Source organism: Bacillota bacterium, assembly GCA_040755295.1.
Taxonomy (GTDB): domain Bacteria; phylum Bacillota; class Desulfotomaculia; order Desulfotomaculales; family Ammonificaceae; genus SURF-55.
Window position 1 is genome coordinate 1 of the sequence record JBFMBK010000013.1, and the last position, 13024, is coordinate 13024.

The 13024-nt window shown below is 44.4% G+C and carries 13 protein-coding genes; all 13 read left to right on the plus strand.

Annotated features, from left to right (window positions below; all coding sequences use genetic code 11):
• Positions 1 to 301: 301 nt before the first annotated feature.
• The 13 genes from AB1500_09860 to AB1500_09920 all read left to right on the plus strand — a co-directional run bounded on the left by AB1500_09860 (position 302) and on the right by AB1500_09920 (position 12957).
• Entirely contained in the window at positions 302 to 1246 is a 945-nt protein-coding gene (locus AB1500_09860; protein MEW6183461.1) for a GDP-L-fucose synthase, read from the plus strand.
• 27 nt (positions 1247 to 1273) lie between these two features.
• Entirely contained in the window at positions 1274 to 2104 is an 831-nt protein-coding gene (locus AB1500_09865; protein ID MEW6183462.1) for an ABC transporter permease, read from the plus strand.
• 74 nt (positions 2105 to 2178) lie between these two features.
• Positions 2179 to 3495: an ABC transporter ATP-binding protein gene (locus AB1500_09870; protein ID MEW6183463.1), complete on the plus strand. Its 1317-nt coding sequence runs from the start codon at positions 2179 to 2181 to the stop codon at positions 3493 to 3495.
• 15 nt (positions 3496 to 3510) lie between these two features.
• Positions 3511 to 4281 carry a glucose-1-phosphate cytidylyltransferase gene (gene rfbF, locus AB1500_09875; GenBank protein MEW6183464.1) on the plus strand — a complete coding sequence of 257 codons (771 nt, stop codon included), beginning with the start codon at positions 3511 to 3513 and terminating at the stop codon, positions 4279 to 4281.
• Between the two features lies 1 nt (position 4282).
• Positions 4283 to 5371 carry a CDP-glucose 4,6-dehydratase gene (gene rfbG / locus AB1500_09880; protein ID MEW6183465.1) on the plus strand — a complete coding sequence of 363 codons (1089 nt, stop codon included), beginning with the start codon at positions 4283 to 4285 and terminating at the stop codon, positions 5369 to 5371.
• Positions 5372 to 5377: 6 nt separating this feature from the next.
• Positions 5378 to 6601 (plus strand): class I SAM-dependent methyltransferase, encoded by a 1224-nt coding sequence (locus AB1500_09885; GenBank protein ID MEW6183466.1) that lies wholly within the window; start codon positions 5378 to 5380, stop codon positions 6599 to 6601.
• Positions 6602 to 6603: 2 nt separating this feature from the next.
• Positions 6604 to 7143 (plus strand): dTDP-4-dehydrorhamnose 3,5-epimerase, encoded by a 540-nt coding sequence (gene rfbC / locus AB1500_09890; GenBank protein ID MEW6183467.1) that lies wholly within the window; start codon positions 6604 to 6606, stop codon positions 7141 to 7143.
• Positions 7143 to 8171, plus strand: a complete 1029-nt coding sequence (locus tag AB1500_09895; GenBank protein ID MEW6183468.1) for an ATP-grasp domain-containing protein — start codon at positions 7143 to 7145, stop codon at positions 8169 to 8171. Before rfbC ends, AB1500_09895 begins: the two co-directional genes overlap by 1 nt.
• A complete protein-coding gene (locus AB1500_09900; GenBank protein ID MEW6183469.1) occupies positions 8168 to 9412 on the plus strand; it encodes an NAD-dependent epimerase/dehydratase family protein in 1245 nt (414 codons plus the stop codon). Before AB1500_09895 ends, AB1500_09900 begins: the two co-directional genes overlap by 4 nt.
• The gene (locus tag AB1500_09905; protein ID MEW6183470.1) at positions 9402 to 10178 is read left to right on the plus strand and encodes a TylF/MycF/NovP-related O-methyltransferase; all 777 of its coding nucleotides are present in this window, start codon (positions 9402 to 9404) and stop codon (positions 10176 to 10178) included. The genes AB1500_09900 and AB1500_09905 overlap by 11 nt, the downstream gene beginning before the upstream one ends.
• Positions 10179 to 10196: 18 nt before the next feature.
• The gene (locus AB1500_09910; protein MEW6183471.1) at positions 10197 to 10943 is read left to right on the plus strand and encodes a cephalosporin hydroxylase family protein; all 747 of its coding nucleotides are present in this window, start codon (positions 10197 to 10199) and stop codon (positions 10941 to 10943) included.
• A 6-nt stretch (positions 10944 to 10949) separates the two neighbouring features.
• Positions 10950 to 12086, plus strand: coding sequence for a DegT/DnrJ/EryC1/StrS family aminotransferase (locus AB1500_09915; GenBank protein ID MEW6183472.1), 1137 nt, complete (start codon positions 10950 to 10952; stop codon positions 12084 to 12086).
• Positions 12079 to 12957 carry a glycosyltransferase gene (locus tag AB1500_09920; GenBank protein ID MEW6183473.1) on the plus strand — a complete coding sequence of 293 codons (879 nt, stop codon included), beginning with the start codon at positions 12079 to 12081 and terminating at the stop codon, positions 12955 to 12957. Before AB1500_09915 ends, AB1500_09920 begins: the two co-directional genes overlap by 8 nt.
• Positions 12958 to 13024: the final 67 nt, after the last annotated feature.

The following is a 13024-nucleotide window of genomic DNA, read 5'->3' on the forward strand; positions in this document are numbered from 1 at the left end:
CGGCCGAATTCAAAACTGGGGACAGATTCTATTGCAGTTGTCGATTTTCTTCCCGGATAAGGTGAAATCTTATCTGCGTTAGGAGTGGTTGGACAAGGGCAAAAGCACAAAACTATTTACAGACCCAAGGCTGCCGATGTTAATTAAAGATATTCCCTTATTTAACAACTTAACCACTCAACTTTGCACTTATTAGTGGAGTAGTTTAGTGGGTAAGTTGTTTGGATACCCTTACTCAACAACTTGACCACTTAACTTTGCACTTACTTGGTACTGACTTGCAGAACGGGTGGAATGAAATATGAGTTTCTGGAACGGCAAAACGGTCGCGGTAACAGGTGGGGCCGGGTTCCTCGGCTCTTTCGTGGTAGATAAGCTCCGCGAGCGCGGCTGCCGGCAAGTTTTTGCTCCACGCAGCCGGGATTACGACCTGCGGCGGCTGGAAGAAATCCGGAAGCTCCTGCGCGACACCGGCCCGGATATCGTCATCCATCTTGCCGCGCGGGTGGGCGGCATTGGCGCGAACCGCGTCCACCCCGCCGAATTTTTTTACGACAACCTTATGATGGGCGTTCAATTGATGCATGAATCCTGGCGGACAGGGGCGCAGAAGTTCGTGGCCGTCGGCACGGTGTGCGCCTATCCGAAATTCACGCCCGTGCCGTTCAGGGAAGAAAACTTCTGGAACGGCTACCCGGAGGAAACAAACGCTCCTTACGGCCTGGCAAAAAAGATGCTTCTGGTGCAGGCCCAGGCCTATCGTGAGCAGTACGGCTTTAACGCCGTCTACCTTCTTCCGGTTAACCTTTATGGCCCGAAGGACAACTTAGACCTTGAGACCTCCCACGTTATCCCGGCGCTCATCCGCAAGTGCGTGGAGGCCAAAGAACGAGGCGAGGAAAGCATAGAGGTTTGGGGAACGGGCCGGCCGACGCGCGAGTTTCTGTATGTGGAAGACGCCGCCGAAGGAATCCTGCTGGCTGCCGAGCATTACAACGGAAATGAACCGGTAAACCTCGGCTCCGGCCAAGACATCAGCATAAAGGACCTTGCCCGATTGATCGCCGACCTGGTCGGTTTTACGGGCGGTATTAAGTGGAATACCGGCAAACCCGACGGGCAGCCGCGCCGGCGCCTGGATACCCAAAAAGCACAGGAATACTTCGGTTTTAAGGCAACAACCACTTTTAAGGAAGGGCTGCGGCAGACAATCGACTGGTATTTGGCGCAACGAGCCGTAAAATAGCGCTACGGTAAGGAAGAGAGGCCCAAATTGGACAATAAGGAACCTATAACTGTGGTTATTAAACCTTCCCGCGGCTGGCTCGGGATAAACTGGCAGGAACTCTGGGAGTACCGAGAATTGCTGTATTTCTTCGTCTGGCGGGATATCAAGGTGCGTTATAAACAAACCGTGCTCGGTGCCGCGTGGGCGGTAATACAACCGTTCATGACCATGGTGGTCTTCAGCCTCTTTTTCGGCCATCTTGCAAAACTTCCTTCAGACGGGCTGCCTTATCCTATTTTCTACTACAGCGCCCTTCTGCCTTGGACATATTTTGCCAGCGCCCTTACGAGTGCAACCAATATAATAGTTGAGAACCAACGAGTTATCACCAAGGTGTATTTCCCGCGAATAATTTTACCTGTCGCGTCAGTAATGCCGGGCGTTGTTGACTTTGCTATCGCTTTTGTTATTCTTATAGGAATGATGGTATATTATCATATTACGCCGACCATGGCGGTTTTTACGGTAATACCTTTCTTGCTATTGGCTGTGGCTACGGCACTAAGTGTAGGCTTATGGTTTACAGCGATGAACGCGGTCTACCGTGATGTAAGGTATGTTGTCCCATTTCTGATTCAGTTTTGGATGTTCGTCTCTCCTGTGGTGTATTCAAGCAGCTTGATTCCCCAAAAATGGCGTATCCTTTATGGACTTAATCCGATGGCCGGCGTGATCGAAGGCTTCCGCTGGGCAGTGCTCGGCCAGGGACACCCCCCTGAACTGCTTGGAGTTTCCGTTCTAATGGTGGTATTCATACTTATTGGAGGACTTCTTTACTTTAGAAGGGTGGAAGGTACAATTGCGGACCTATTATAAGGCCGACGCAATGTACAAAGTAGCGCTTTGAAATACGTCACATGACCGTTGGGATTTGGGGGTTAAGCATATTAATGAATGGAATCTCTATCAGGGTAGAGAATCTTGGTAAACAGTATCGGATAAAACCACAAGAACGTTATCATGCGTTAAGGGACGTCTTAACGCAGAATCTAAGTGCTCCATATCGTATGTTGGTGTCGGCGTTAAGTGGAAAAACATCTGCCAAAGCCGAATCTCCTCGAGCAATTTGGGCATTAAAAGACATTTCTTTTCGAGTAAGACCCGGAGAGGTTCTTGGGATTATAGGACGTAATGGTGCTGGGAAAAGCACTCTTTTAAAAATTTTATCCCGGATAACCCAACCAACCGAAGGTTTTGCTGAAATCCATGGCCGGGTAGGTTCTCTACTTGAAGTAGGAACAGGCTTTCACCCTGAACTAACAGGCCGTGAGAATATTTATTTAAATGGCGCTATTCTGGGTATGAGAAAACGTGAGATAAAACATAAGTTTGACGAGATAGTAGCTTTTTCTGAAATTGATAAGTTTATTGATACACCGGTGAAGTTTTATTCCAGTGGTATGTATGTAAGACTGGCTTTTGCCGTTGCGGCTCATTTAGAACCAGAAATTCTCTTGGTTGATGAGGTTCTTGCGGTTGGAGACGCCTCTTTTCAAAAAAGGTGTATAGGTAAAATGAAAGAAGTTTCAGAGGGAGGCCGCACGGTACTTTTTGTAAGCCATAACATGCCGGCGGTAAACCGTCTTTGTGAACGAACTCTACTGATTGACCACGGTCAGATTATTCGCGATGGGCCAACAGCTGAGATAACAAGTTATTATCTTATGTCGGACCTTGGTACAAGCGCCCAGCGCCAATGGAAGGATGTTCAAAAAGCTCCGGGGGACCACATGGCAAAGCTTCGTTCTGTACGGATTTGTAACGCTGAAGGAGAAACTCAAGAATCAGTAGATATACGTCAACCGGTTGGAATTGAAATGGAATATTGGGTCCTTGACGATTCTCGCGTATTAACCCCCAATATTCATGTGTTTGATTCTCAAGGCACTTATGTTTTTGTTTCGAACGATTCGTATGACCCTGTCTGGGGTACTCAAGCACGACAAGCAGGTATCTGGAAAAGCACATGCTGGATTCCCGGAAACTTGCTTTCCGAAGGGACATATATAGTCGGAGTCGCTGTTTCTACGTTGGACCCGGTACAAGTTCACTTCTTCGAACGAGACGCTGTTTCGTTTCAAGTTATTGATAGTCTTGACGGAGATACTGCCAGGGGAAGATACACGAGACGGATACCCGGCGTGATTCGACCTTTACTCAAGTGGACTGCACAATACCAGTCATCAATCAGCTCTACCGAACCTTGAAAGGAGTAAATCATAATGAAGGTAGTCATCCTCGCTGGAGGTTTCGGTACACGCCTCTCCGAAGAAACGACGGTCAAACCTAAACCGATGGTTGAAATCGGTGGGAAACCGATTCTTTGGCATATCATGAAAATATATTCGTTTTACGGCTTTAATGAGTTCATTATTTGTTTAGGCTATAAAGGATATGTTATTAAAGAATACTTTTCTAATTACTTCTTACATATGAGTGATGTTACCTTCGATCTGAAAAATAATTCTATGGACGTTCACAGCAACCACGTTGAACCGTGGAAAGTCACACTAGTTGATACGGGCATAGAGACTTTAACAGGCGGACGTGTGAAGCGTGTCCAGCAGTACATCGGTAGTGAAACTTTTATGTTAACTTACGGGGATGGGTTAGCTGATATAAATATCAAAAAGTTGGTTGAATGTCATCAATTGAACAAACAATTAGCAACGATAACCGCTGTAAGACCTGCGGGGCGCTTTGGAGCTTTGGTCCTTGAAGATAGAGGCCAAGTCCAGTCTTTCGTTGAAAAACCTTCTGGAGACCGTTCTTGGATTAACGGCGGTTTTTTTGTGCTTGAACCGGAGGTTCTTCAATACCTAAAAGATGATAAAACCAGTTTTGAACGGGAACCGTTGGAAGCTCTCGTTCAAGACAAACAACTTATGGCTTATAAACATACAGGTTTTTGGCAACCTATGGACACCTTGCGCGATAAGAATACGTTGGAAGATTTGTGGAATTCAGGAAGCGCCCCATGGAAGGTGTGGTAGTTTGACACATTCAATGTTTAATGGCGTTTATAAAGATCGCACTGTATTAGTAACAGGTCACACAGGTTTCAAGGGATCCTGGATGGTGCTATGGCTAAGTTTATTAGGTACAAAAGTTATTGGTTACGCCTTAGATCCTCCCACCGAACCCAGCTTATTCAATTGCCTTAATCTGAAAGATAGAATTGTTGCTATAAAAGGTGACATTTGTAATTACAATCATTTAAAAAATATACTCGAAGAATATCGTCCTGAGATTGTCTTTCACCTAGCAGCTCAATCTTTAGTAAGATGTTCTTATTTAAATCCAGTTGATACTTTTACAATAAATGTAATGGGTACAGTACATTTACTTGAAGCAGTAAGACAAGTTGAGGGAGTTAAAGCTTTGGTCAACGTGACCAGCGACAAGTGCTATGAGAATAAGAATTGGATTTGGGGATATCGGGAAAGTGATCGACTGAGCGGCTCAGACCCATATAGTTGCAGTAAATCATGTGCCGAATTGGTTACAAAGGCTTATATAGACTCCTTCTTCGATCAAGGGAAACTCGGGTTATCTCTCGCTTCCGTCAGGGCAGGAAACGTTATCGGCGGCGGCGATTGGTCTGAAGATCGGCTTATACCCGACTGTATTAAGGCTTTCTCCCAAAACAAGCAAGTTGTTATTCGATACCCAAATGCCGTTCGTCCCTGGCAACATGTTTTAGAGCCATTGTACGGTTATATGCTGTTAGCGCAACGGCTTCTCCAAGATGGGCCGCAATTTATGGAGGCATGGAACTTCGGCCCCGATAATAATGCTGCGCAGCCCGTTAGGTCTATTGTAGAACAAATAGTTGAGATCTGGGGGGAAGGCGCCTCCTGGACCACCTCGGCGGACGAACATCCACCCGAAGCCAACTGTTTAAAACTCGACTGCGGTAAGGCAAAAGCAAGATTAGGCTGGTCTCCGCAATGGGACTTACCGTTTGCATTGAGACAAACCGTTGAATGGTATAAGGCTTATTACAGGAATAAAGACGTTTTTAATCTTACCGTTTCCCAGATTAAGAGCTACGAGGACCATCTTCTTCAGGAAGGACGCTAATCTCTCATGAACTGTAGGTTTTGTCACCACAAACTTAGACATTCATTTTTATCTCTCGGTTCTTCTCCTTTGGCCAACTCCTTCCTGTCGGAAGAACAGTTGCACCGGATGGAGCCATTTTACCCTTTGGATGTCTACGTATGCGAAAACTGTTTTTTAGTGCAGCTTAATGAATTCGAAAGCCCTGAAAATATATTCAGCGACTATGCATACTTTTCTTCCTTTTCAGAAAGCTGGCTAAAACATACTGAAGAGTATGTTTTGAAAATGACGGCGGCTTACGATATCAACCACCGGTCTCATGTTATCGAAATCGCCAGCAACGACGGTTATTTGCTTCAATACTTTGTAAATAAGGACATCCCCGTATTAGGGATAGAACCTGCGCAAAATGTTGCAGCGGTAGCGCAGCAGAAAGGGATTCCCACGGAAACGGATTTCTTTGGCTTACAAACGGCTGAACGGTTGGCATCGGAAGGAAAATATGCGGACCTCCTGATAGGGAATAACGTCTTAGCCCATGTTCCGAAACTGAATGACTTTATTGCAGGGTTAAAGGTTATTTTAAAACCACATGGCGTTATTACCATGGAATTTTCTCATCTTTTGAAACTTATTGAGGATGTCCAGTTCGATACCATCTACCATGAGCATTTTTCTTATTTTTCTTTCCTGACGATATCCAATATATTCGCTTCCCATGGTCTTTCCATCTTCGATGTTGAGGAATTGTCCACTCACGGCGGTTCTTTGAGAATTTACGCCAAACATCAGGAAGACCAATCCAAAGAAGTCTCCGGCCGGGTGCAGCATTTAAAAGAATACGAAAACCAACTCGGTTTTTCAAATATTGATTATTACCTTGCATTTTCCGATAAGGTAAAAGCCGTAAAGCGCCATATAGTAAGTTCTCTTATTAAGTTTAAAGAAGAAGGCAGGACAATTGTAGGCTACGGCGCCCCGGCCAAAGGTAATACCCTTCTTAATTACTGTGGAATTAGAACTGATTTTATTGATTATACGGTAGACAGAAATCCTTATAAACAAGGGCGTTTTCTTCCCGGAAGTCATATACCTATTGAATCCCCCGATAAAATAAAGCTAACGAAACCGGATTATGTTATCATCCTGCCCTGGAATTTAAAAAATGAAATCATGGAACAAATCAGTTACATTCGCGAATGGAACGGCAAGTTTATAATTCCGATTCCTCAGGTACAGGTGATCTAAAAATGCGATTTAAGGAGACTCCTTTAAAAGGAGCTTATATAGTTGAATTAGAACCAATAAGAGATGAACGCGGGTTCTTTGCCCGAAGCTTTTGTCAAAAAGAGTTCAGTGAACATGGGTTAAACAGTGAAATTGTTCAATGCAATATCTCTTCCAATAAAAGGAAGGGTACAATCCGGGGGATGCATTACCAGGAAAGCCCTCACGAAGAGATTAAAATAGTTACCTGCATTAAAGGATCGATATACGATGTGATTATTGACCTTAGGCCTGATTCTCCGACCTATTGCAAATGGTTTGCGTCCGAATTAAGCGCAACAGATTTTAAGATGCTTTATGTCCCTAAAGGGTTTGCGCATGGTTTTCAAACCTTAGAAGATGATAGTATCGTCTTTTATCAAATGTCGGAATTATATCATCCGGAATGCGCGAGAGGTGTGAGATGGGATGATCCGGCGTTCAAAATCGACTGGGCGACATCGGTTCGCGTTATTTCAGATAAGGACAAGCATTATCCGGACTTTACTGGAGGCATTGCTTAATGAAGCTTCAAATACCCGTCCTAATTGCCGGCATAGGAGGCGCTTCCTTAGGCACGGAAATTTTTAAATGTCTTAGAGATACCGCATCATATTCAATTTATGGATGCGATATCTCTCAATATGCTTATGGCCATTATCAGGAAGGGTTCACCGAAACATTCCGGGTGAATCGATATAAATACGTAGAATCAATACGTGAAATCTGCACCAATAATGGCATACAAGCCATCGTCCCCGGAGGAGAAGAGCCATTAACCTTACTTGGACCGTGTGCAAGGAGCTTTGCGGATATAGGCGTCGCAATTGCAGCAAACTCGCCTGAGGTGATTGCCACCTGCTCAAATAAAGGAAGCCTGTTTAAGAGGTTAAAGGAGCTTAACATACCAACTCCCGAGACTTTTACAGTTCGAGATATTAGTGAAGTTAAAGACATCTCTTATCCTTGCGTAATTAAACCTGTCACTGAAACAGGCGGCAGCTCTTTCGTGTTCCTTGTTTCGGATAGAGATGAGATAAAACTGTATATAAGCTACCTTCTTAAAAACCGTGGCGTCGCATTAATCCAAGAATACATCCCGCTGGACGAAGGGGAATTCACCATAGGAGTCCTTTCACTGCCAAATGGCCGCTTAGTCGGCTCCATAGCGATGCAACGGTTGTTTAACACTAAACTATCGGTTTCCGCAAAAACAAATACAGGGTTGATATCAAGTGGATACAGCCAGGGTTTAATCGATGATTTCCTTGCAGTGCGAGTACAGGCTGAGCGGATTGCAGCAGCAATCAATAGTGCCGGGCCTCTGAACATTCAAGGACGTGTCCGGAATGGAACCTTACTGCCATTTGAAATCAACCCCAGGTTCTCTGCGTCTACATATCTACGATCCATGGCGGGATTAAACGAAATCGACACCTATTTGCGATACATACTTCTCGGGGACGAACCGGTGTTCCCTGCAGTTAAATTCGGATATTATTTGCGCAGCTTGCAAGAAACTTTTGTCGGCAAGGAAGAGGTGAAGCAATGACCCGCTGGATCACGGATTATATCGGCACCTCGGCGTTTAATGAGGCTACTGCGCAGCCTGATATACATCTCTTAGATGTCCGTGACCTTGTCGATAAAAGCGGCAACGAACCAAGTGCAATAAATTCTAAGATTGATGAGGCGTTATCGCATCTGCTGCAAGGGCAGAAAGTGGTCATCTGCTGTGACTACGGCGTATCGCGAAGCAATGCAATAGCTGCCGGGGTTATAGCCAGATATGACCAAATAGGTTTAAATCAAGCTGTTCGACAGGTTTTAAAGACAACGGGAGAAAACTCAATAAAGATTGAGGTATTGTCGGCCGTTCGTCAAGCTCTTGAGTCGGAAACGAAAAAATACTCACCGACATCATTGGCTGGAACCCCAAAACGGCTGTTAATAACTGGATCATCAGGTTTCCTCGGCACAACTCTTGCAGCTCACCTGGATAATTTAGAAACTTTCAGACCGACACGCAGTGAAATTAATCTAATGTCTGATGTGGTTAAGTTGGATCTTTTGGTGAAGGAGAAGAACATCGATACCGTAATACATCTGGCAAACCCAAGGGTCTACTCAACCAATGAGTCTATGGGGCAAGCGTTAATCATGCTCAAAAACGTTCTCGATGTTTGTAGTGAAAATCAGCTGTGGCTGATATTTCTCAGCGGCTGGGAGATTTATTCCGGTTACAAAACAGAGGAACTAAGAGCAAATGAAGCCCTTCCCCCACATCCCGGAAGCACTTATGGTCAAACCAAGTTTTTATGCGAAACCTTAATTGACCTTTTTCATCGGAACAACGGATTGCGTTATACGATTCTGCGTTCCAGTCCGGTTTACGGCACCGAAAGTGATCGGCCCAGGTTTATTTGGAATTTCTTAAATAAGGCATTACGGAATGAGGAAATTGTAACCCATAAGTATTTAAACGGTTTTCCCAAACTCGATTTACTTCATGTCAGTGATCTATGCAGGTCTGTTGCGCAGGTTATTAAGCTTGGCGCACAGGGGACCTTCAACCTTGGAACAGGTGTTGGGACCAGCACTGCCGAAGTTGCACGATATATAATCGAGTTGTGTGGTTCCCATAGTAAGCTTCAACATATTAAGGTTGATAATTACGCCAGTAATATAGTCATGGATAATAGTCGCGCAAGGTCCACACTTGGCTGGGAACCGATAATTGATTTCCCCAGTGGATTAAAAATGCTTGTGGAGGAAAAATGCCATGCCCGATAAACCTAATGAACAGTTTTCAATGCTCGACCCATTAAACCAAACAAGGCAAGATCATGACTTTGTTAATGGGATGGATGAATACTTCCAAAACAGTCTTGGTACCAATATCGACAAGCTAAGGCATTTCGCCAAGTATGTTCCCCGGCAGACAATAAGCCTGTTTCTCGCTAAGCATGCTTTGTTTCAACAGGTGCTTGGTATTCACGGACATATCATAGAATGCGGCGTATTCCTCGGCGGGGGGTTAATGACTTGGGCTCAGCTCAGCGCGATATATGAACCATATAACCATATCCGCCGCGTGATAGGATTCGATACGTTTACCGGTTTCGTTGAGATCGACGATAAGGATAAAGGCAAGAAAAACCTAACCTACACCGTTGAAGGTGGGCTAACTACTAATGCGTATGACGACTTGCAAGAAGCCGTCCGGTTATACGACCTTAACAGACCCATAGGGCACATCCCACGCGTTGAATTGGTAATTGGAGATGCATGTCAAACAATACCCGATTATGTCCAAGAGAACCCTCACTTGGTTATCGCCATGATCTATCTAGATTTTGATTTGTACACGCCGACAAAAGCTGCAATCGAAACCTTTTTGCCTCGTATGCCCAAGGGAGCGGTTATTGCCTTCGATGAACTGAACCAAGCGGCCTGGCCCGGAGAGACTTTGGCTGTGCTCGAAACATTAGGTTTGTCCAAACTTCGGATTCAGCGCTTCCCCTTCACGCCGCAATTGTCTTTTGCCGTATTAGAATAAAAAGGAATGATCGTCTAAATGGGTAACGCAAATGAGATTGAAAGGTTTTATGCCGAAGTCCGCAAGAATATTCAGGCGCTTGGCAAAGATCTCGTCCTGCAGGTTTTTTCCAACATTTGGCTTAGGGAGACTTCGCGTTATAAATACTCGTACAATTTCTCCTGGCTTGGAAGACCGATCATCCAGTTGCCGCAGGATATGGTTGCGATGCAGGAACTAATTTGGCGGGTACAACCTGATTTAATAATAGAAACAGGAATTGCCCATGGCGGTTCACTTATTTTCTATGCCTCGATGCTCGAATTAATCGGAAAAGACGGCATGGTTCTGGGGATTGATATTGATATCCGTAATCATAACAGGACCGAAATTGAAAAGCACTCGATGTCCAAAAGGATTACCATGATCGAAGGTTCTTCAATCGACAATAGGGTTCTTCAACAAGTGTCCGATCTGGCTAAGGGAAAGGAAAAGGTTATAGTGGCTTTGGATTCCAATCACACTCATGATCATGTTTTCAAAGAATTGGAGTTGTATTCACCATTTGTCACCAAGGACAGCTATTTGGTCGTCTTCGATACCCTTGTGGAAGACATGCCCGAAGACTTTTTCCCGGACCGCCCGTGGGGTAAGGGCAATAACCCTAAGACCGCTGTTAAGCAGTTTTTGCAGAATAACGACTGCTTTGAAATAGACAAGGAAATTGAGCAGAAGCTTCTTATCACGGTAGCTCCCGACGGCTATTTAAAGCGCATAAAGGGGTAATTACATATGAAAACAATACCTGTTGCCGGCCCCTGGATAACGGACAGGGAAATCAAATATGTAACGGATGCCGTTACCAACGCCTGGTACGGTAATGCGAATATATACAATCAACGCTTTGAAAAGGCTTTCGCCGAATACATCGGTGTCCGTCATGCCATCTCGCTCCCTTCTTGTACCTCGGCGATTCACCTGTCATTATTATCCTTGGGTATTAAGGAAGGCGACGAGGTAATAGTTCCCGATATAACCTGGATCGCAAGTGCCGCCCCGATTTCATACGTAGGTGCTACGCCGGTTTTCGCCGATATTGATGAAAAAACCTGGTGTCTGTCTGCAGAATCGTTTGAGCGGCTGATAACCCCCAAAACCAAGGCTGTAATTCCGGTGGATCTTTACGGCAATATGCCTGAAATGGACAGAATCAGAGAAGTAGCACAGCAATATGGAATTGCGGTTATAGAAGATGCCGCCGAAGCAATAGGTTCCGAGTACAAGGGACACAAAGCCGGGAGTTTCGGCGACACGGGGGTTTTCAGCTTTCATGGTTCAAAAACTTTGACTACCGGCGAAGGTGGAATGTTGGTTACAAACCGTGATGATCTATACGAACGCTGTCTGTTCTTAGGAGACCACGGACGAGAACCGGGCAATAAATTATTTTGGAACACTGAAGTAGCTTACAAATACAAAATGAGCAGTATGCAAGCAGCCCTCGGACTAGCTCAAATAGAACGGATAGACGATTTGATTGGTACGAAACGTCAAATCTTTGATTGGTATCGAAAAGAACTATCTAAAATTAATAGCATTACCCTGAACTACGAAGCCCATTCTACAAAGAATACCTACTGGATGGTCACTGCTATCCTATACCAGGAAACAGGTATAAGAAAAGAAAAGCTAATTGCAGAAATGGCGCAAAAAGGTATCAGTTGCCGGCCGTTTTTTCATCCTTTGAGCCTCCTTCCTGCGTATGACGGGTTGGAGCAGGCCGTTTCAGTCCGGTTGAACAATACAATAAGCTATAAAGTTTCTCCTTACGGGATAAACCTTCCAAGCGGTTTTAATATGAATCGAGAAAAAGTAAAGTATGTTTGCGATTCCCTACGCAGCATCATAAGGAGCAACGTTGGTGAATAGTCGTCCTCTAGTTTCTATCGGGATGCCGGTTTATAACGGCGAAAATCTTATCGAAAAAGCGTTAGATACATTAATCGCCCAAGAATACGATAATTTTGAACTGATTATTTGCGACAATGCTTCAATAGACAATACGGCAGATATTATTAAAAAATATTCAAATAAGGATAACCGGATAAGATATACGAGAAACCAGGATAACATCGGACCTCTCGGCAACTTTAAAAAGGTGCTCGAGCTATCCCAAGGCGAGTATTTCATGTGGGCGGCACATGACGATATGTGGCACCCTTCATATATTCGTGAATTATTACTTCTTTTAAACCAATATGATTCAGCGGTACTTGCGGTTTCCCAAGTAGCAAAAATCGAGTTGTCCGGAGAACTTAGGTACATTCGCCCGTTGGTGCGAGATTCATTAGGGATGCCGTACATTGAGCGACTACGTTACTTCTTAAGTAATACATACGGCGCACTTGTCTACGGTCTTTTTCGCAGACATATCTTAATGGAATCCGCGTCACTGATGGATAGGAAAGATCCAATGGGCACAGACGTTTTAATTGTGCTGAGTTGCATCGATAAAGGAGATCTCGTCACTTTTCCGGAACCACTGTTTTTCGAAAGAAAGCACGGCTTTAGTTCAAATGTAAGTACATACCAAGGACTTTTTAAAGTATTATTTTGTCTCTTTGAATATTCAAGATTGCTGTTCAAGTGCTTCAAATGGTCCGATTTGCCGTTTTTCCAGAAATTTTGCCTGTTCAAAGCCTGTTCCCTACATATTGGTAGAAGATTAACTGGTACATATTACAGGAATCTCATCTATCTTCAGTTGCGGAAAAAGATAACTAAGTATATTGGACAATAAGATATCTTGACGATATTGTGAAACTTAGTAATGCTGCACAAACGCTTAATCATTGAGGTTGATAGTT

What these genes read in the sequence shown, in the direction of transcription:
- AB1500_09860 (MEW6183461.1), top strand. Translation starts at nt 302, where the DNA reads ATGAGTTTCTGGAACGGCAAAACGGTCGCGGTAACAGGTGGGGCCGGG.
- AB1500_09870 (MEW6183463.1), top strand. Translation starts at nt 2,179, where the DNA reads ATGAATGGAATCTCTATCAGGGTAGAGAATCTTGGTAAACAGTATCGG.
- rfbF (MEW6183464.1), top strand. Translation starts at nt 3,511, where the DNA reads ATGAAGGTAGTCATCCTCGCTGGAGGTTTCGGTACACGCCTCTCCGAA.
- AB1500_09885 (MEW6183466.1), top strand. Translation starts at nt 5,378, where the DNA reads ATGAACTGTAGGTTTTGTCACCACAAACTTAGACATTCATTTTTATCT.
- rfbC (MEW6183467.1), top strand. Translation starts at nt 6,604, where the DNA reads ATGCGATTTAAGGAGACTCCTTTAAAAGGAGCTTATATAGTTGAATTA.
- AB1500_09895 (MEW6183468.1), top strand. Translation starts at nt 7,143, where the DNA reads ATGAAGCTTCAAATACCCGTCCTAATTGCCGGCATAGGAGGCGCTTCC.
- AB1500_09900 (MEW6183469.1), top strand. Translation starts at nt 8,168, where the DNA reads ATGACCCGCTGGATCACGGATTATATCGGCACCTCGGCGTTTAATGAG.
- AB1500_09905 (MEW6183470.1), top strand. Translation starts at nt 9,402, where the DNA reads ATGCCCGATAAACCTAATGAACAGTTTTCAATGCTCGACCCATTAAAC.
- AB1500_09910 (MEW6183471.1), top strand. Translation starts at nt 10,197, where the DNA reads ATGGGTAACGCAAATGAGATTGAAAGGTTTTATGCCGAAGTCCGCAAG.
- AB1500_09915 (MEW6183472.1), top strand. Translation starts at nt 10,950, where the DNA reads ATGAAAACAATACCTGTTGCCGGCCCCTGGATAACGGACAGGGAAATC.